Here is an 18,239-nt window from a genome sequence, read left to right as displayed (position 1 = left end):
TATATTTTATGATTGAATGCAGTGAAATTATTGATAAATCGAATTTTTCTTATAATGTGATAATACTGATCTAAAATTTAAATCTTTAGCACTGACCATTGGATTAATGGTCAGGAGTTTGATACTCAGCTTCAGAAGTTGCAGGTACTTGAGTTTGTTCTGCTACAGGGGCTTTGTTGTCATCGCGGCTCACAATATACAGATAGAGTGCAGATGGAAATAAGATGGCTAAAACCAAGAGCAACTTTTTAAACATAGGATGTTCTTACTTCAAATTAGATCAAGTCGAAGTATAAACAAAACAAGTCAGGCTGTAATTAATTAAAGTTTACGGTTTTTCTGTTCTAGATTAGACAGGATGACTTGGTAAATGTCAGGGTAGTGTTGTTTAAAGTTCCGTTGTTGCATGATTGTGATGGTTGAGGCATTTGGCTCGACACCCAGTTTTAAAATTTTTTGGGTTAACGCGAGTTGTGGAGAGCGACCATCAAAATGTGTATTCAGTAAGTTACCATCGGTATATTTAACTGTGAGTCCAATATTAAGTAGATAATCAAAAATATCAGGCAAACCAAAACCGGCAGCTTTATAGAGTAAATTATATGTTTCTGCACGATAGCCACGGCCGTATGTTTGATGTGTTTTTAATAATCCTAATGCATTATAAAATTCTAATTTGGCAATAATTTCTTGTTCATTAATAGAACCATCGCCATTTTTTAAAGTCCTATTGATGGTATTAAAAGTGACATCGTTTGAGCTAGGTTTGCAATCAGCAGCAATCAGTCGCTTGATATCTTGAAGTGGAAGTATAAGATGTGCTGTGTCACACATTTTTTTAACTTCTTTATTTTTCATTTTACTGCTTTGAATATTTTTATTTTCAAATTCCTGCACTATGGCTGACCAACCATATATGCTTATAAATTTATAATAACGAGATGCATCATTTGTCATCCCTTTGATCTTTTTAAAGTCGTGAATGTTTTTCAGTGATGGTGCATTGGTAGAGAAATTTTGTGGTAATGGAGCATTTGCAAAGCAATGCATACTCATTAGCAGGCAGCTGGTAATAACGATGTTTTTCATGGTTTGTGTGCTTTTAATAAATTGTAAACGTTAGGATGTTTGGTGGAAAAGTCATTCTGTTCCATTTGCTTATAGACGCTACTATTGGGCTCGATTCCTGCATTCAGTAGTTTTTGAACCAAACTCACAGAAGGGTTACGGCCTTTGATATTGTCTAAAATTAAATTACCATCCACGCCTGTGTAATCGACACCGATACTCAGCAAATAATCAGAAACCTCTTCAAGCCCCCAACCAATTGCTTTGGATTGCAAAGAGCTTTTTTCTTCATACGGGCCAAATTTATACGTAACGTGTGTTTGTAAAACGTTTTCCGACTTATAGAGCTTTAATTTTTCAATGATTTCGTTTTGATCTATTTTGCCTTCTGCATTGGTTAATGCGCCATTAATAATCATAGAGGATGAACGGCCATTGAGTGGTTTGCAATTTGCTTTAAATAAGCGTTTGGTTTGATCTGCAGTGCTTTGACTCAGTGCAATTTCGCAAAGTTTTTCTTTTTCCCCTTTAGGCATTTTGTTTTTAAGGATGGTTCCATTTTCAAAATCACGAACGATTGACTCCCAACCGTATTTGCTTGCTGTTCGGTAATACTGTATTGCTTCTTCGCTCAATTTTTTTGGTTTTTTCGCTTGTATTTGAGAGTCATGATCGTTGGTTTCGGGAATATAAGATTCTTGATCATCATTCAATGTTGTTTGATTTGTCTGATTGGCATCGTGCTCAACAGTATTTGAAGGATTTGTCGGTAGGCTGGCTTCGGGTCTAAAAATGTAGATGAAGATACCGAGAGATACAATGCACAGGCCAAAGAGTAAGATTATTTTTTTCATTACATGATTCTATAAAAAAAAGAGCGCATATAGCGCTCTTGATAGGGAAGATTAAAATTTATAGCTCACGTCAGCAATAAAACGACGTCCTTCTTCAGAATAAAGCGTCCCATCATCTTTAACGTTCTTATTTTGTTTATTTAAAACATTTGAAACCGTTAAGCCGAAGGTCATGCTTTGCTGTGGTGTAATTTTCCAGTCATAGGTTGCGCGGGCATCCCAAGTAAATTTGCTGGAAAAATCTTCTTCTTCCATGACCGAAATATCTGAGCCATCCCACGATACTTTATCGCCCGTTGCGACGTAGTTTGTTGAAGCAGAACGGAAGTTTAAGAAGTTATGCAGGGTAAACGGCAGCGCTGTCCCTTTCATTTCCCAGTTTAAACGCGCTGTAAATGGCGCATCTTTCACTGGAAGCTGGCTTTTAGGAATAATAGAACCGTTTAAAGACACATAGGCGTTACGCGAGTCAGTATCCATATCTTTATATGAGCCGCGGGTGGTTTCATTTTCAATATAGCTTAAGCCGAGCGCAAGTTTGTGCTGTGTCTGGCCAATGTCCCACGGGTTAATGTTGCTGATTGTAAATGTATAGGTATCTGCTTGACCGCCATCAACATTGGCATAAGTACGGTAGTCTAATGCTTGCGTGCCGGCTGCTGTGGTTTTGTAAATACGGGTTTCTTCAATTCGGTCTTCAAATTGGCGGTTCACCCATTTTAAATTTAAATCTAAATTTTTGATTTGGCTGCTTATCGCAAACACTTTTTCATCGCTATACGGTGTTTTGACATCCGTTGCACGAACTGCGGCCGCTTGTGAGCTAGGATAAGTGGCAACCCAGCCGTAATTATTGCTTTCATCCCAACTTGAGTCATAAGTTGCAGAACGGGATAAAGTTGCATATGTGGTATAGGCTTTTTCATCCAGCTCAGTCATGAGGAAGACATTGCCATAGTAACGGTTAAAGCCCGCTGTGAATTTAAGTGACTCATTTGAAAATGGCAGATATTCAAATGTTGAACGTGGTGCAACATTGAGGTTTGAGGCTAAAGAGTCATAATCGGCACGTAAACCTAGGCGCGCACGGAAATTATCCCAACTGATATCATCTTCAGCAAACACATGCCACTGATCTTGGCGAGCTGTGAATTTGCCTGCGTTATAAAATGTGCCTGAGCGAGAATACTGACCTGTCCATGATTCCCAAGGTTTGGTTGAGCTTGCACGGTATTGTAAATCTGCTTCATCACATTGAGCATCGCCAACCGCACAAGATGCCGTTCCTAAATTTGCACGTGTGGTGTATAAAGACATCGAGTCAGGGCGTTCCCATGAGCCTTCATTGTGCTGATAGCCTGTACCCGCTTTAAAACGGTGTGTGGTATTGGCAAATGTAACCGGATCGAAAATGGCTTTTAAGTCATAAGACAGGGTCGATTGTTGGTTGATAATATTGCCGCCGAAACCGCCTTCAGTCAGAGTATCGCCATCTTTTGAACCTGGTATCCAATCTTTTGAACCCGCTGCATAGTTCCAGACGGTTGAACTGTTGCTTTTTAAGTGCCGGTCAAGCTCAGTCGTGCGGTAGTTCAGGTTTTGTTCCAGCTGGAAACCATTGAACTTATTTTTAGCATTGAAAAATAAAGTGTCGGTAATGGTGTCAATGCTGTAGTCAGAATTGATCTTATTTTTATAATAGCCTTCTTTGTCGTATTCATAGTGCTCAACACCGAATTGATACGCTTGCTGATCATTTGGATTAAAGTAAGCCGTGAAACCGGCATTATTATTCACTTCTTCGGTTTTAATCTTATCATTTTCACCCAAACCACTCATAACTGGGATACGCGAACCGCGTGTCGCTCCAAAGGCGTTAAATCCCCAGGCTTCATTTAAGCGTCCGTAGACATTGGCGCTGATGCCTTGCGTGGTGTATTCCTTGTGGTGATCGGTATCTTGGTCTTCAAAATCCGCTTCTTCAGCATCATCCACATAATTAAAGCGGGACCAAGCGGAATTGGTGTAGTCATAGCTGATTGAGCCATGCAATTTTCCAATTTCAGATTTTGGCGCACAAGTTTTGGCCGCAATCACACCACCCTGAAAGTCGCCGTGTTCAGCGCTGGCATTACTGTCAATAACTTCAAGTTCACAAATTAAGTCTGTATTAATGTTGGCGGTTTGAGAGTTGCTTGGAGCGCCGTAATAGTTGGAATCTGCACTTTCACCAACGGGGTCAAAGGTGTTTGATGTATTGACGCCATTTACCGTAAATTTATTGGCAAAGTTTGGTGCGCCATTAATCGAGATTTTTTCTGGGGCGAGGGATGCTTGATTGCCACTGCTATAAGCCTCACGGTCAAACTGAACGTTGGTGTGAGTTTTTAAAAAATCACTGATACTTTTTTTGCCATTCGGCGTTTTTTCTAAATCTTCTTTGGTGTAGACGGTTTTACCTACTTCTTGCTTGGCTTTGACTTCAACTTCAATCGGCGTCATTTTGAGGTTATTACTTTGAATAACTTGAGTTGAATCAATTTCATTGGCATAAGCTTGTGATGCTAAAGCAGTCAAAATTGCGATATTGAGGGGAGAATAGGCAAAGCGCATGGCTGTCAACAATTATGCAGATAAAAACGATAGCGATTATCATTAACTTTACAAAAATAATCAATAGAAATGAGAATTATTTGCAATAGGTGTTTTTTTAATACACAGCAATTTCAATGAATGAAAATTCTAACTAATCAGTAGAGGCGGTGATGTGTATTCAATAGACTTGAATAATCAGCTTGGAGAAAGTCTGAATAAGAATTGGCGTCCCTACGGGGATTCGAACCCCGGTTACCGCCGTGAAAGGGCGATGTCCTAGGCCTCTAGACGATAGGGACGTTTAGAAGATGGCGGTATCTTATTGATCCGCCATCATAGTGTCAAGTAGGTGAGGGCCGAGTTTGTTCAAAATATAACAGAACAGTTCAGCGGTCTTCTGAGTATCGTAAAGCGCAGAGTGTGCTTCTTTACCATCAAACTCAATACCTGCTTGAATACATGATTTTGCCAGCACAGTTTGTCCAAACATTACAGCGCTCAAAGTCACTGTATCGAATACGGAAAAACTATGGAAAGGATTTTGATTTTTTGTCCCAGTACGTGCAATGGCTGCCTGTACAAAACCTAAGTCAAAATGGGCATTATGACCAACTAAAACCGCGTGTGTGCAGTTCTGTTGGCGACGTACTTCATTTACTGCTTTGAAGATACGTTTTAATGCTGATTTTTCATCTTCAGCCATGGCCATACGCATTGGATTAAATGGATCTACACCAATAAAATCCAGCGAACGACGGTCAAGGTTGGCACCTTCAAACGGATTGATATGTGCATGGTGGGCTTCACCTGGTACAAAATTACCTTCTGCATCATACACAATAGGAATAGCTGCAATTTCCAGTAAGGCATCGGTCTGTGAATTAAAACCTGCTGTTTCGACATCGACAACAACAGGTAGGAATCCACGGAAACGTTGACCAATGACTGGTCGAGTTTCATCTGTCACACTTTTCTCCATTGGATGGTCTTACCCGCATACAACGGAATAATTTTTTCGCCATCCAAATAGTCTAAACTTTCAGGGATCACTTGATCTTCATTTACCAAAGTAATGGTATTGGTATTTCGAGGGAGTCCGTAGAAGTCTGCACCAAAGTGGCTTGCAAAACCTTCTAAACGGTCGATTTTACCGACTTGATCAAATGCTTGAGCGTAAAGCTCAATTGCTGTTGGTGCACTATAACATCCTGCACAGCCACATGCATTTTCTTTAGCATTTTTTGAGTGCGGCGCACTGTCTGTACCTAAGAAAAATTTAGGGTTTGCACTGGTCGCGACTTCAAGCAAAGTTTGCTGATGGGTTTGGCGTTTTAAAATCGGTAAGCAATAGAAATGCGGTTTAATGCCACCCACCAACATGTCATTACGGTTAAATAATAAATGTTGCGGTGTGATTGTCGCAGCGACATTACGGTCTTGTTCTAATACAAAATGCGCAGCTTCACTAGTAGTGATGTGTTCTAGCACCAATTTTAATTTAGGGAACTGTTTTAACAGTGGAGAAAGCACTTCATCAAGGAAACGTTTTTCACGGTCAAAAATATCGACATGGTTATGTGTCACTTCACCATGTAACAGTAATGGCACTTGATGTTCTTCAAGTTGTTCAATCACACCATAGACTTTACTAATGTCGCTGACACCACTGTCTGAGTTCGTAGTTGCACCTGCTGGATAGAGCTTGATGGCATTAACATGCTCAGATTCTTTAATTTTTTTAACTTCACTCGCCGGGGTATTATCTGTGAAATAGAGCACCATACGCGGGTCAAAGTGAACGCCTTCAGGCACATGTGCCATGATACGTTCACGGTATGCATTTGCTTCTTCAACGGTTTTTACCGGTGGTACGGTGTTTGGCATACAAATCGCGCGAGAGAATTGTTGTGCTAAATCAGGAACTGTACGCTTTAGGGCTAGACCGTCACGTAAATGTGCATGCCAATCATCTGGCTGAAGAAGAGTAATCGTGTTCACAGCGATTCCAAGCTTGGAAATAAAACAAATGATAATGCAAATAATGTGAAAATGGTAACGAGATTTCTGTACAAATGACTGAACAGATATAAATAAAGAATAAAACTGTGGTATTTTTAAATGACTAAAAGAATTAGATAAATGCTTGGAAATGGAATACAAGTATAACCTTGCAAAGTTGCAATACGATAAAGAAAAAATAGAGGAACTGATTACACGGCAAACTCGTCGTGTAGGGGAAATGTTTCCTAAAAAACTGGAAACACAATTTTGGACTTTAAACCTTGATCGTGCGCAAACCAACATACGTCATTTTTTCTGGATGGGGGTGTTGATTTACTTTGTGCTTACCATGCTGATCATTCCCGGCGATTACTGGATTATTGATCAACAGCATTTTGTGCATGATTTTATTCATTGTTTGCTTGGACAGCTCAATGGAGCGCTGTGTCTTTTGACTTTATATGCCTTTGCCCGTTACGAGCGTCTGAAGCCTTATTTTTCACATGCCAGTATGTTTGTGGTGTTTTGGGCAGTTATTTCAATGTCTTGGCTCACCATGACCGTGTATACCGAAGCACTTAAACATCAGGCCATGATGATCCTTTGTATGATTTACATCTTGAGCTATATTTTGACGGGGGTGAAACCAGTCCAAATGTTGATGTCTGGCTTGTTGGCTGCTGTGGTCACCATGTTGATGCTTTTTTCATTAGAAGTGAAATTTGATGTAATGGTGTTGGGGCGTGTGCTGATTGGAAGCTGTGTATTGGGTTTTGCAATCAGTAAGATGCTCTGTGCGCGTGAACGGATGATTTTTTTGAATATGCTGCGCGCGGATATTAGTGAAAAAATCCATCGGATTCATACCACTGAGCTTTTGCATTTAAGTCAGCATGATGAATTAACCAAGATTTCAAACCGACGTACTTTTGACGAAATGCTCGATACCTTTTATGAGCAATCTCGACGTAATAACACCTCGCTTGCTGTGCTGTTTATCGATGTCGATCATTTTAAAAACTATAACGATTTCTACGGTCATCAAAAAGGCGATGATGTAATTTCAACCATTGCCAAAACCATTAAAAATGCCATTCGACATATGGATTTTGTAGCGCGATATGGTGGTGAAGAGTTTGTGGTTTTATTGCCAGAAACCGATGCACATGGTGCTTATGCAGTTGCCTCGAATATTTATAAAGCAATTGATCGTTTAGAGATTCCACACGCAAAATCGTTGGTATCCAACCATGTCACCATCAGTTTGGGAATAACCGTATATCGTGCGGAGATGCTGACCAAGGAAGAATTATTGACGATCGCTGATCAGGCTTTGTATCGTGCAAAACAACTCGGGCGGAATCAAATTTACTATCAATCGATTCGTTCAGCACATGTGGCTTAATGTTTAATTTGTCAGTGTAATTTTCTGAAATCGGCAATAAAAAACCGCGCTAGCTGCGCGGTTTTTTTATGACTCAACAAATCTTATTTGTTTTTGTCTTTTAATTGAGGCACTGCAGAACCTGTACCTACTGCAAGTAAGCCAGAGTTTGTGTAGATGCCTAATTTAGCGCGAGTATCTGTGATATCAAGGTTACGCATAGTCAATTGACCGATACGGTCAGCAGGGCTAAACATAGAGTCACCTTTCTCCATAGTTAAACGCTCAGCTTCATAAGTGAGGTTAGGAGATTCAGTGTTTAGAATAGTGTAGTCATTACCACGACGAAGTTCTAAAGTCACAGTACCAGTGATGGCTTTAGCAACCCAACGCTGCGCAGTTTCACGAAGCATTAATGATTGAGAATCGAACCAACGACCTTGGTACAGAAGACGACCTAAACGCAGACCGTTAATACGGTATTGTTCGATGGTGTCTTCGTTATGAATACCAGTCACTAAACGTTCATAAGCAATATGAAGAAGTGCCATACCCGGAGCTTCGTAGATACCACGAGATTTTGCTTCAATGATACGGTTTTCGATTTGGTCAGACATACCTAGACCATGACGACCACCGATACGGTTGGCTTCAAGAATGAACTCAACTGGGTTTTCGATGCGTTTGCCATTTAATGCAACAGGGAAGCCTTCTTCGAAAGTTACAGAAACTTCTTCAGCTTTTACTTCTACGTCATCTTTCCAGAACGCAACGCCCATGATTGGGTCTACGATTTTGATACCCGCATTAAGGTATTCAAGATCTTTTGCTTCGTGAGTCGCACCTAACATGTTTGAGTCAGTTGAGTACGCTTTCTCTTTTGACATTTTGTAGTCAAAACCATTGTCGATCAGGAACTGTGACATTTCTGCACGGCCGCCTAGCTCGTCAATGAAAGTTTGGTCTAACCAAGGTTTGTAAATTTTTAGCGATGGGTTAGTCAATAGACCATAGCGGTAGAAACGTTCAATGTCGTTACCTTTATAAGTCGAACCGTCACCCCAGATGTTTACGTCATCTTCTTTCATTGCGGTTACAAGCATTGTACCTGTAACTGCACGACCAAGAGGAGTCGTGTTGAAGTAAGGCATACCACCAGTTGAAATGTGGAAAGCGCCGCATTGAATAGCCGCAATACCTTCTAATGCAAGTTGTAAACGACAATCAACTAAGCGAGCTTTAACTGCGCCATACGCTTCCGCTTTTTTTGGAATCGCATCGTAGTCGTCTTCATCAGGTTGACCTAAGTTTGCTGTGTAAGCGTAAGGTTCTGCACCTTTTTGTTTCATCCACAAAAGCGCAGCTGAAGTATCTAGACCACCAGAGAAGGCAATACCAACTTTTTTGCCAACTGGGACATTCTGCAAGATAGTTGCATTATCAGTCATTGTTAATCCTAACGATATAAATATAGGCACCGAGAATGGGTGGCCTGAAAGAATACATATATGTGCGCGATTGTAGCACTTTTCTGCACGGTTTTTCTAAAAAATCATGAGATACAAGCGATGAGGTGGAAAAAAATGATCGTTGAAATCTATTGTTGAATACTTCATCCAGTTTTTGCAGGCGGAAAATACATTTTCTGAAAGAAATAGGTTGCAAATATAAAGAAATTTATTTGATTTAAATAATTGGTCATACCAATAATAGGTTTATTTGGTTTTTATATTTTTCTTTGAAATGAGACTGAGGTCAAACAAAGCTTTATTGTTAGACTAAAGTATATTTTATAAAGTTTAGTTATAAATAATAAATACAAAACAGATATTTAAAAGTTGATATGGAAGTTTTTAAACGGAAAAATAATGTTTTTGCATTTTATATTGGTCATACCAAAAACAAGAAAAGCTTGAATGATTGAGTTGAAATAATTAAAAATTGCGGAGTATTTCAGCAATAGTATGAGTTTTTATGTGTTTAATATTTATAATGGTCATACCATTATAAAAGACCACATGCTTATATTGCTCAATAATTAAATCTTAGTAAGCATTTCAAGGAGATGACAATGCTTCAATGGCAGCAAATATATGACCCAATGGGGAATATATGGATATCAAGTTTAATTGCGCTCATTCCGATTATCTTTTTTTTCTTAGCGCTTGCTGTATTTCGTTTAAAAGGCAGTGTGGCAGGTACGATCACCGTTGTACTGGCACTGTTGGTGTCTTTATTTGCCTATGACATGCCTGTGCTCATGGCATTGGCTTCGATGGTCTACGGTTTCTTCTACGGTTTATGGCCGATTGCATGGATCATTATTGGTGCGGTGTTCCTGTATAAAATCTCAGTCAAAACAGGACAGTTTGACATCATCCGTTCTTCGATTCTTTCCATTACTGAAGATCAACGTTTACAGATGCTGTTAGTTGGCTTTGCTTTCGGTACTTTCCTCGAAGGTGCAGCGGGCTTTGGTGCCCCTGTAGCGATTACCGCAGCACTATTGGTAGGTTTAGGCTTTAAACCTTTATATGCGGCAGGTCTTTGTCTGATCGTAAATACAGCGCCAGTGGCTTTCGGTGCGATGGGTATTCCAATTATCGTTGCTGGACAAGTGTCTGGTGTTGATACGATGGAAATCAGTCAGATGGTTGGTCGACAGTTGCCATTTATGGTACCGATTGTACTGTTTTGGATTATGGCGATTATGGATGGTTGGCGCGGTGTGAAGGAAACTTGGCCTGCAGTTGTGGTTGGCGCGAGTAGCTTTGCGATTGCACAGTATCTAACGTCGAACTTTGTCGGTCCTGAATTACCCGATATTACCGCGGCGATTGCCTCTTTAGTGTCATTAACGATTTTATTTAAATATTGGCAGCCTAAACATATTTTCCGCTTTGCAGATCAAGATGCGACGATGAGTGAAGATGTTGCTGCGCAAAAACAGCAAAAATATAGCTTTGGTCAAATTGCAAAAGCGTGGTCGCCATTTGCGATCTTAACGGTGATGGTCACGATCTGGAGTATTAAACCGTTTAAGGATTTATTTACTAAAGACGGTGCCTTACATGATTTAGTTATTTCGATCAAAGTGCCATTTTTACATCAATTGGTTCAAAAGATGCCGCCAGTCGTACCTGAAATGAAGGACTACGATGCCATCTATAAATTTGACTGGTTTTCGGCAACAGGTACGGCAATTGTCATTGCTGCGATCATTACCATTATTTTCTTAAAAATGAAGCCGAAAGACGCGATTGTGACCTTTGGTGAAACCATTAATGAATTAAAAATTCCAATTTATTCGATTGGGATGGTCTTGGCTTTTGCATTTATCGCCAACTATTCAGGGATGTCAGCAACATTGGCATTAGCACTTGCGCATACAGGTCAAGCCTTTACCTTCTTCTCACCATTTTTAGGATGGCTTGGTGTCTTCCTCACGGGTTCAGATACGTCAGCCAATGCGCTATTTGCTGCATTACAGGCAACTACTGCACAGCAAATTGGTGTACCAGAAGTATTACTCGTTGCTGCCAATACCAGTGGTGGTGTGACTGGAAAAATGATTTCACCCCAGTCCATTGCAATTGCATGTGCGGCAGTTGGCTTGGTAGGTAAAGAGTCTGATTTATTCCGTTTTACCGTAAAACACAGTATAACGTTCACAATCATGATGGGGATTTTAATCACCCTACAAGCTTATGTGTTCCCTTGGATGATTCCATAACACGCATTGTGTAACAACGTTAAGGAAAGCAGATGAAAGTCTCTGATAAAACTGTTCAAAGTCTTCGTGTATTGATTGAAGAAAGCAATATGCAAGTTGGAGATCGTCTGCCTGCAGAACGGAAACTGTGTGAACAACTTGGCGTCTCACGCACTTCTTTACGCGAAGCGATTTCTCAATTGACCAGCATGGGCGTGTTGGTCAGTAAAGTCGGTGCGGGGACTTTTTTAAAGCAATTACCAGCGACTTGGTCGAGTTATCAAATTGTGCAGCCCATCAGCAGTTTGATTAGTGAAGACCCTGCCTACCGTTTTGATGTGCAAGAGGCGCGCATTATTTTGGAAGGTGGTACTGCATGGTATGCGGCACAACGTGCTACAGCAGAGGACTTGGCACATATCCGACATTATTATGATCAGATCAATCATTTTCAGGCTTTAGGCAATGACGATGAAGCAGCGCGTGCAGATGCCAAATTTCATTTGGCGATTGCTGAAGCTTCACATAATTTAGTGTTGATTCAGATGATGCGTGGTCTATTTGATCTGTTGCAATTTAATGTCGTTTTAGGTCGTCGAAAAGTTTATAGCGAAGCACACCGATTTGATCAATTGCATGATCAGCATTTTCAAGTCATGAATGCAATTGAACGCCGTGATCCAGAAGCTGCACGTAAAGCAGTCTGTGGGCACATTGAGTTTGTAGTACAACAGGTGCGCATGATTGATGAAGAAGAAGCTCGTCGTCAGCGTGCCAGTCGATTAAACAGGATATAAGCATGATTATTTCTTCTGCCAATGACTACCGTGAAGCGGCACGTCGTCGTTTACCGCCATTTTTATTTCATTACATCGATGGCGGGGCGTATGCCGAATATACCTTAAAGCGTAATGTAGAAGATTTATCAAAAATAGCGTTGCGTCAACGTGTGCTGAATGACATGTCACAGTTGAGTCTAGAAACCCAACTGTTTAATGAAACCTTATCAATGCCTGTGGCTTTATCACCTGTGGGTTTAACAGGGATGTATGCACGCCGCGGCGAAGTTCAAGCAGCCGTTGCCGCAGATAAAAAGGGCATTCCATTTACGCTGTCTACAGTTTCAGTATGTCCAATTGAGGAAGTGGCGCCAGCGATTCAGCGTCCTATGTGGTTTCAGTTATATGTGCTACGTGACCGTGGCTTTATGAAAAATGCCTTAGAACGTGCCAAAGCAGCAGGCTGTTCAACTCTGGTGTTTACCGTGGATATGCCTGTTCCGGGCGCACGTTACCGTGATGCACACTCGGGGATGAGTGGTCCAAATGCAGCTATGCGTCGTTATATGCAGTCGTGTTTCCACCCACACTGGGCGTGGAATGTGGGTTTGTTAGGTCGTCCACATGACTTGGGGAATATTTCTAAATACTTGGGTAAACCAACAGGTTTGGAAGATTATATCGGCTGGTTGGGCAATAACTTTGACCCATCAATTTCATGGAAAGACCTTGAGTGGATTCGTGAATTTTGGGATGGCCCGATGGTCATTAAAGGCATACTTGACCCTGAAGATGCCAAAGATGCTGTGCGCTTTGGTGCAGATGGCATCGTGGTGTCAAACCATGGTGGCCGTCAGCTCGATGGTGTTTTATCTTCAGCGCGTGCATTGCCGCCAATTGCTGATGCCGTAAAAGGCGATATTAAAATTCTTGCTGACTCAGGTATTCGAAATGGTTTAGATGTGGTGCGAATGCTGGCTTTGGGTGCTGATACCTGTATGCTCGGTCGCGCCTTTGTTTATGCGCTCGGTGCAGCAGGTGGTGAAGGTGTTTCCAATCTTTTAGAACTGATTGATAAAGAAATGCGTGTAGCGATGACCTTAACAGGTGCAAAAACCATTGCGGATATTACATCTGATTGTTTGGTGAAGTTAGAGAAAGAGTTGGTCGGTTAAACACGGCCTTTAAAAATATTGGAGTCCCTTCTCCCTCAGGGAGAAGGTTAGGATGAGGGGGGAGTTTATTCCTTCATTTAATTGAAAAGAACCTCTCCCTAACCCTCACTTGTGCTGAGTTTTAAAGCAGTGCTTTAAAACACGCTTAGGAGAGGGAACTTCAAAGCAATACTCCCTGCATAGCAGTGCAGTTTATCTCCTGAAAAGGAGAGAAAACTATCCAATTAAAGTATTGAAAAAAAGAAGATATACGACCATGACTACCCACTCACCACAACAAACCATTCAAAACCTCATCAACATCGTCGGTAAGCAACACGTTTTAACTGAAGATAAAGACACACGTTTATACCGCCAAGGTCGCCGTTACGGTGCAGGAAAAGTATTGGCTGTGGTTACACCTGGCTCTTTACTTGAGCAATGGCAAGTGCTGCAAGCGGCTGTGGATGCAAATTGTATTGTGATTATGCAAGCCGCCAATACCGGTTTGACAGGTGGTTCAACGCCTTTTGGTGAGGACTATGACCGTCCTGTGGTGCTGATAAGTACTCGCCGTTTGGTTGGCATCCAAGTGATTAATGACGGTCAACAAGTCATTTGCCTACCGGGGGCGACATTAGACAAGCTTGAAAAAGATTTAGTAGCATTTAATCGTGAACCTCATTCGGTGATTGGTTCTTCGTGTATTGGGGCATCGGTTTTGGGCGGCGTGTGCAATAACTCAGGGGGTGCTTTGGTGCGCCGCGGTCCTGCTTATACAGAGCTTGCACTGTATGCACAAGTAAATGACTCAGGTGAATTGGAGCTGGTCAATCATCTAGGTGTCCATCTTGGCAATACGCCAGAAGAAATCCTCACAGCGTTGGAAAATAAAAACTATCAAATCAATGATATTGTGAATAATTCAAGCTGCTGTGCGTCAGATCAACGCTATTCACATGACGTAAAGCAAGTTGATGAAAATACGCCTGCACGTTTTAATGCAGATCCGAGTCGACTATTTGAAGCATCGGGTTCAGCAGGTAAGGTCTGCGTCTTTGCAGTACGTTTAGATACCTTTGAAAAAATCCCTAGTCAGGTGTTTTATGTAGGGACCAATTCACAAGATGATTTAACGGAAATTCGTCGTTTTCTATTAAAAGATCTTGCACGCCTCCCGATTGCAGGTGAGTACATTCATCGCGTGGCATACGATATTGGGGCTGAATATGGTAAAGATTCTTTTGTATTTATTGAAAAATTCGGTACGGCAAAGGTGCCGGCTGCATTTGCTATGAAAGATAAAGTCGATGGCTATTTAGAAAAACTGGGCTTGCGAGGTTTGACGGATAAAGTCTTGCAGCTGGTGACTAAATTTATGCCGAATCATCTGCCAAAACGTATGAATGAATTTCGTGATTTATATGAACATCATTTGATGATTCGTATTGAAAATCAGGATCTTGATCAAGTCGATGAGTATTTGAAAACGTATTTTTTAGATAAAACGTCAGGTCATTATTTTAAATGTACGGATGAAGAAGGACGCAAGGCATTTTTACATCGCTTTGCGGTGGCAGGTGCCGCCATTCGTTATCGCGATACGCATCGTTCAGAAGTTGAAGATATAGTGGCTTTAGATATTGCATTACGTCGCAATGATCGTGAATGGGTCGAAACTTTGCCGAAAGCCATGGATGAGCAAATTATCCATAAACTCTATTATGGACATTTTCTCTGTCATGTTTTTCATCAAGATTATATTGTGAAAAAAGGTGTAGATCCTTTGGCAATGGAACATGCAATGTGGCATTTACTCGATGATCGTGGTGCTGAATATCCTGCGGAACACAATGTTGGGCATTTATATGTGGCGAAGCCTGCATTAAAAAATCATTATCAAAAACTGGATCCGACTAATAGTTTTAACGTGGGAATTGGGCAGACCAGCAAGCTGAAACATTGGAAATAATACTTTTAAAAACAACATGCCGTGATGTGAAAGTTCACGGCTTTTTTTATGGTTAAAGGATTGATATATCCGGAGGTATTGACCATAAAGGAGAAGAATATTTTCTAAATTGTCATCCCAAAATATAAAAAAACCGCTAAAGTGTTATGCAACAAGTTGCAAAGCCAAAATAAGGATTCAGCATGACAACGACTAGCTATGCAAATATTTTAAAACCTTTACATTTGGGTTTTACCACGATTAAAAACCGTGTCGTGATGGGGTCCATGCATAGTGGGCTGGAAGATCGTTTTTATAATTATCCTAAGCTTGCAGCTTATTTTGGTGAGCGTGCGAAAGGTGGTGTCGGCCTGATTATTACAGGCGGTATTTCGCCAAACCGTCAAGGTTGGCTGTTACCTGCTGGCGGTACCATGAATACGTTAGGTGATATCGCTCCACATCGCTTGGTGACCCATGCAGTACATAAGCATGGTGCCAAAATTTTAATGCAAATCTTGCATGCTGGGCGTTATGGCTATCAGCCTTTTGCAGTGTCAGCAAGTCCGATTAAATCTCCGATTTCACCTTTTAAACCACGTCAATTAACGGACAAACAAATTCTTTCAACCATTGATGATTATGTCAAAACGGCAAGCCTTGCACATAAGGCCGGCTATGATGGTGTAGAAATTATGGGTTCAGAAGGCTACTTGCTGAATCAGTTTTTAAGCCGTCATGTCAACCAACGGACAGACCGTTGGGGCGGTGAAATTGAAAATCGTATGCGCCTTGCGGTTGATATTGTGAAATCGATACGTGCTGAAGTGGGTGAGAAATTTATTATCTGCTTCCGTTTGTCATTGCTCGATTTGGTCCATGATGGGAACACCATGGCAGAAGTCATTACTGTTGCTAAAGCATTGGAAGCAGCAGGTGTGACGTTATTGAACACGGGGATTGGCTGGCATGAAGCACGTATTCCGACAATTGTGACCTCAGTGCCTCGCGCAGCGTTTGTGGACTATACCGCTGAAGTCAAAAAACATGTTGCGATCCCTGTCATTGCGTCCAACCGTATCAATATGCCAGATACAGCTGAAGAAATTTTAGCTTCAGGCAAGGCGGATATGGTGCAGATGGCACGTCCATTCTTGGCAGATCCGTTTTGGGTAAATAAAACAGCGACCAATCGTGTCGATGAAATCAATACCTGTATTGCCTGTAACCAAGCTTGTTTAGATCATACTTTTAAAAATCAGCGTGCGACGTGTTTGGTCAACCCACGAGCGGCATATGAAACTGAATTGGTTTATTTAAAGACCAAAAAACCGAAGCGTATTGCAGTCGTCGGTGGTGGCGTGGCAGGCATGTCTGCTGCAACGGTAGCGGCAAGCCGAGGCCATGCGGTGACACTATTTGAAGCGGGTACAGAAGTGGGTGGCCAATTTAATTTGGCGAAAGTCGTTCCCGGTAAAGAAGAATTTCACGAAACGATTCGCTACTTTAAAGTTCAAATCGAAAAAACAGGGGTTGATTTGCGTTTAAATACACGCGTTAACCGTGAACAACTTGAACGTGAAGGGTTTGAGGAAGTGGTTATTGCAACAGGTGTAGTTCCTCGCAGCTTGAAAATCGAAGGTAGTGATGCACCGAATGTCTTGTCTTATGCAGAAGTGCTGAAAGGCGCAGCTGTGGGGAATAAAGTTGCTGTGATTGGTGCAGGCGGCATTGGCTTTGATGTATCTGAATTTTTACTCAAACCGCCACATCAGCCACAACCAATGCCTTTAGCGGATTGGCAGCGAGAGTGGGGTGTCGATCCGAATCCGAACTATGTAACAGAAGGCGGTATGCAGGCTGCTGAGATCGAACCTCCTGTTAGAGAAATTTATTTATTACAACGTAAAACAACTGCACTTGGTGCAGGGTTAGGTAAAACATCAGGTTGGGTACACCGTACACAATTAAAGAAAAATGCGGTTCGTATGCTGCGTGGTGTTCAATACAAAGCCATTACTGATGAAGGGCTTTGGGTTGAACATGCAGGGCATGATCAATTATTACGTGTAGATACGATTGTTGTCTGTGCTGGTCAGGAATCGGTAAAGCATTTGATGCCAGAACAGGGTGAGAAAACCCTTGCCAATTACCATATTATTGGTGGCGCAAAACTAGCAGCAGAGTTAGATGCAAAACGCGCAATACGTGAAGGTGCGGAGCTCGCGGCTAAACTTTAAGGATTTGGCGAAACAATATTCATTTGAAAGGTTTAGTTGTAATTTTTACTTGTCAGATGAATAAAACCTCCGTATTATGGCGCACATGGAAGCGTGGCAGAGCGGTTTAATGCACCGGTCTTGAAAACCGACGAGGGCGCGAGTCCTCCGTGAGTTCGAATCTCACCGCTTCCGCCAAATTCAAAAAAGCCCCTGTAGTGATACAGGGGCTTTTTTTTGTGGAAATTTTTTGAATAAAAGCTATTTATATATAAAAGTTGTCAAAGAATATAAAGGGAGCTGTAAATACTCGATATAGGAATACTTGGGGTAAAACCAAGCAGGCGATAAAAAATTATTAAAACGAAATGAATTTAGTTAAGTTTATAAAAGATGAGTTAGATTCAAGGTCGATTTCTTTATTTTAAAGATGAATTAAAACACTTGTATATACAAGTTGGTTTTGGCTTATACTGTTTATTATTCTAATGATTAAGTATTGTTATCTTAGAAACCATATTA

The 18,239-nt window shown here is 41.2% G+C and carries 13 protein-coding genes and 2 tRNA genes; 7 read left to right on the top strand and 8 right to left on the bottom strand.

Annotated elements, in window-relative coordinates:
• Nucleotides 1–103: 103 nt before the first annotated feature.
• The 7 genes from B1202_RS16430 to pyrC all read right to left on the bottom strand — a co-directional run bounded on the left by B1202_RS16430 (nt 104) and on the right by pyrC (nt 6,515).
• On the bottom strand, nt 104–256 hold the full coding sequence (locus B1202_RS16430) for a hypothetical protein (RefSeq protein WP_168379378.1): 153 nt from the start codon (nt 254–256) through the stop codon (nt 104–106).
• Nucleotides 257–321: 65 nt separating this feature from the next.
• On the bottom strand, nt 322–1,089 hold the full coding sequence (locus tag B1202_RS03330; protein WP_078189152.1) for a hypothetical protein: 768 nt from the start codon (nt 1,087–1,089) through the stop codon (nt 322–324).
• Nucleotides 1,086–1,922, bottom strand: coding sequence for a hypothetical protein (locus B1202_RS03325; RefSeq protein ID WP_078189151.1), 837 nt, complete (start codon nt 1,920–1,922; stop codon nt 1,086–1,088). The genes B1202_RS03330 and B1202_RS03325 overlap by 4 nt, the downstream gene beginning before the upstream one ends.
• 51 nt (nt 1,923–1,973) lie before the next feature.
• Nucleotides 1,974–4,535, bottom strand: a complete 2,562-nt coding sequence (locus B1202_RS03320; protein ID WP_078189150.1) for a TonB-dependent receptor plug domain-containing protein — start codon at nt 4,533–4,535, stop codon at nt 1,974–1,976.
• A 205-nt stretch (nt 4,536–4,740) separates the two neighbouring features.
• Nucleotides 4,741–4,816 (bottom strand) — tRNA-Glu (locus B1202_RS03315).
• 20 nt (nt 4,817–4,836) lie between these two features.
• Nucleotides 4,837–5,496, bottom strand: coding sequence for a ribonuclease T (gene rnt / locus B1202_RS03310; RefSeq protein WP_078189149.1), 660 nt, complete (start codon nt 5,494–5,496; stop codon nt 4,837–4,839).
• Nucleotides 5,481–6,515 (bottom strand): dihydroorotase, encoded by a 1,035-nt coding sequence (gene pyrC, locus B1202_RS03305; protein WP_078189148.1) that lies wholly within the window; start codon nt 6,513–6,515, stop codon nt 5,481–5,483. Before pyrC ends, rnt begins: the two co-directional genes overlap by 16 nt.
• Before the next feature lie 151 nt (nt 6,516–6,666).
• On the opposite strand from pyrC, the gene B1202_RS03300 reads away from it, so the two are divergent.
• Nucleotides 6,667–7,923 (top strand): sensor domain-containing diguanylate cyclase, encoded by a 1,257-nt coding sequence (locus B1202_RS03300; RefSeq protein ID WP_078189147.1) that lies wholly within the window; start codon nt 6,667–6,669, stop codon nt 7,921–7,923.
• An 83-nt stretch (nt 7,924–8,006) separates the two neighbouring features.
• On the opposite strand, the gene argG is transcribed toward B1202_RS03300, so the two are convergent.
• A complete protein-coding gene (gene argG / locus B1202_RS03295) occupies nt 8,007–9,350 on the bottom strand; it encodes an argininosuccinate synthase (protein WP_078189146.1) in 1,344 nt (447 codons plus the stop codon).
• Between the two features lie 617 nt (nt 9,351–9,967).
• On the opposite strand from argG, the gene lldP reads away from it, so the two are divergent.
• The 6 genes from lldP (at nt 9,968) to B1202_RS03265 (ending at nt 17,915) form a co-directional block, all read left to right on the top strand.
• Nucleotides 9,968–11,635, top strand: a complete 1,668-nt coding sequence (lldP, locus tag B1202_RS03290) for an L-lactate permease (RefSeq protein ID WP_171262574.1) — start codon at nt 9,968–9,970, stop codon at nt 11,633–11,635.
• Nucleotides 11,636–11,667: 32 nt separating this feature from the next.
• Complete coding sequence (gene lldR, locus B1202_RS03285; RefSeq protein WP_078189144.1) at nt 11,668–12,411, top strand: transcriptional regulator LldR; 744 nt, start codon at nt 11,668–11,670, stop codon at nt 12,409–12,411.
• Nucleotides 12,412–12,413: 2 nt separating this feature from the next.
• On the top strand, nt 12,414–13,568 hold the full coding sequence (gene lldD, locus B1202_RS03280) for an FMN-dependent L-lactate dehydrogenase LldD (protein ID WP_078189143.1): 1,155 nt from the start codon (nt 12,414–12,416) through the stop codon (nt 13,566–13,568).
• Nucleotides 13,569–13,824: 256 nt separating this feature from the next.
• Entirely contained in the window at nt 13,825–15,519 is a 1,695-nt protein-coding gene (gene dld / locus B1202_RS03275; RefSeq protein WP_078189142.1) for a D-lactate dehydrogenase, read from the top strand.
• A 182-nt stretch (nt 15,520–15,701) separates the two neighbouring features.
• Entirely contained in the window at nt 15,702–17,738 is a 2,037-nt protein-coding gene (locus tag B1202_RS03270; RefSeq protein ID WP_078189141.1) for an NADPH-dependent 2,4-dienoyl-CoA reductase, read from the top strand.
• A gap of 87 nt (nt 17,739–17,825) precedes the next feature.
• Nucleotides 17,826–17,915: transfer RNA gene (locus tag B1202_RS03265), tRNA-Ser, on the top strand.
• Nucleotides 17,916–18,239: the final 324 nt, after the last annotated feature.

This window comes from Acinetobacter amyesii (genome assembly GCF_002018365.1).
GTDB classification, from domain to species: Bacteria; Pseudomonadota; Gammaproteobacteria; order Pseudomonadales; family Moraxellaceae; genus Acinetobacter; species Acinetobacter amyesii.
Note: the sequence above shows the minus strand (reverse complement) of the source record. Positions and strands in the feature narration are given on the sequence as shown.

What these genes read in the sequence shown, in the direction of transcription:
- B1202_RS16430 (WP_168379378.1), bottom strand. Translation starts at nt 256, where the DNA reads ATGTTTAAAAAGTTGCTCTTGGTTTTAGCCATCTTATTTCCATCTGCA.
- B1202_RS03330 (WP_078189152.1), bottom strand. Translation starts at nt 1,089, where the DNA reads ATGAAAAACATCGTTATTACCAGCTGCCTGCTAATGAGTATGCATTGC.
- B1202_RS03325 (WP_078189151.1), bottom strand. Translation starts at nt 1,922, where the DNA reads ATGAAAAAAATAATCTTACTCTTTGGCCTGTGCATTGTATCTCTCGGT.
- B1202_RS03320 (WP_078189150.1), bottom strand. Translation starts at nt 4,535, where the DNA reads ATGCGCTTTGCCTATTCTCCCCTCAATATCGCAATTTTGACTGCTTTA.
- rnt (WP_078189149.1), bottom strand. Translation starts at nt 5,496, where the DNA reads ATGGAGAAAAGTGTGACAGATGAAACTCGACCAGTCATTGGTCAACGT.
- B1202_RS03300 (WP_078189147.1), top strand. Translation starts at nt 6,667, where the DNA reads ATGGAATACAAGTATAACCTTGCAAAGTTGCAATACGATAAAGAAAAA.
- argG (WP_078189146.1), bottom strand. Translation starts at nt 9,350, where the DNA reads ATGACTGATAATGCAACTATCTTGCAGAATGTCCCAGTTGGCAAAAAA.
- lldP (WP_171262574.1), top strand. Translation starts at nt 9,968, where the DNA reads ATGACAATGCTTCAATGGCAGCAAATATATGACCCAATGGGGAATATA.
- lldR (WP_078189144.1), top strand. Translation starts at nt 11,668, where the DNA reads ATGAAAGTCTCTGATAAAACTGTTCAAAGTCTTCGTGTATTGATTGAA.
- lldD (WP_078189143.1), top strand. Translation starts at nt 12,414, where the DNA reads ATGATTATTTCTTCTGCCAATGACTACCGTGAAGCGGCACGTCGTCGT.
- dld (WP_078189142.1), top strand. Translation starts at nt 13,825, where the DNA reads ATGACTACCCACTCACCACAACAAACCATTCAAAACCTCATCAACATC.
- B1202_RS03270 (WP_078189141.1), top strand. Translation starts at nt 15,702, where the DNA reads ATGACAACGACTAGCTATGCAAATATTTTAAAACCTTTACATTTGGGT.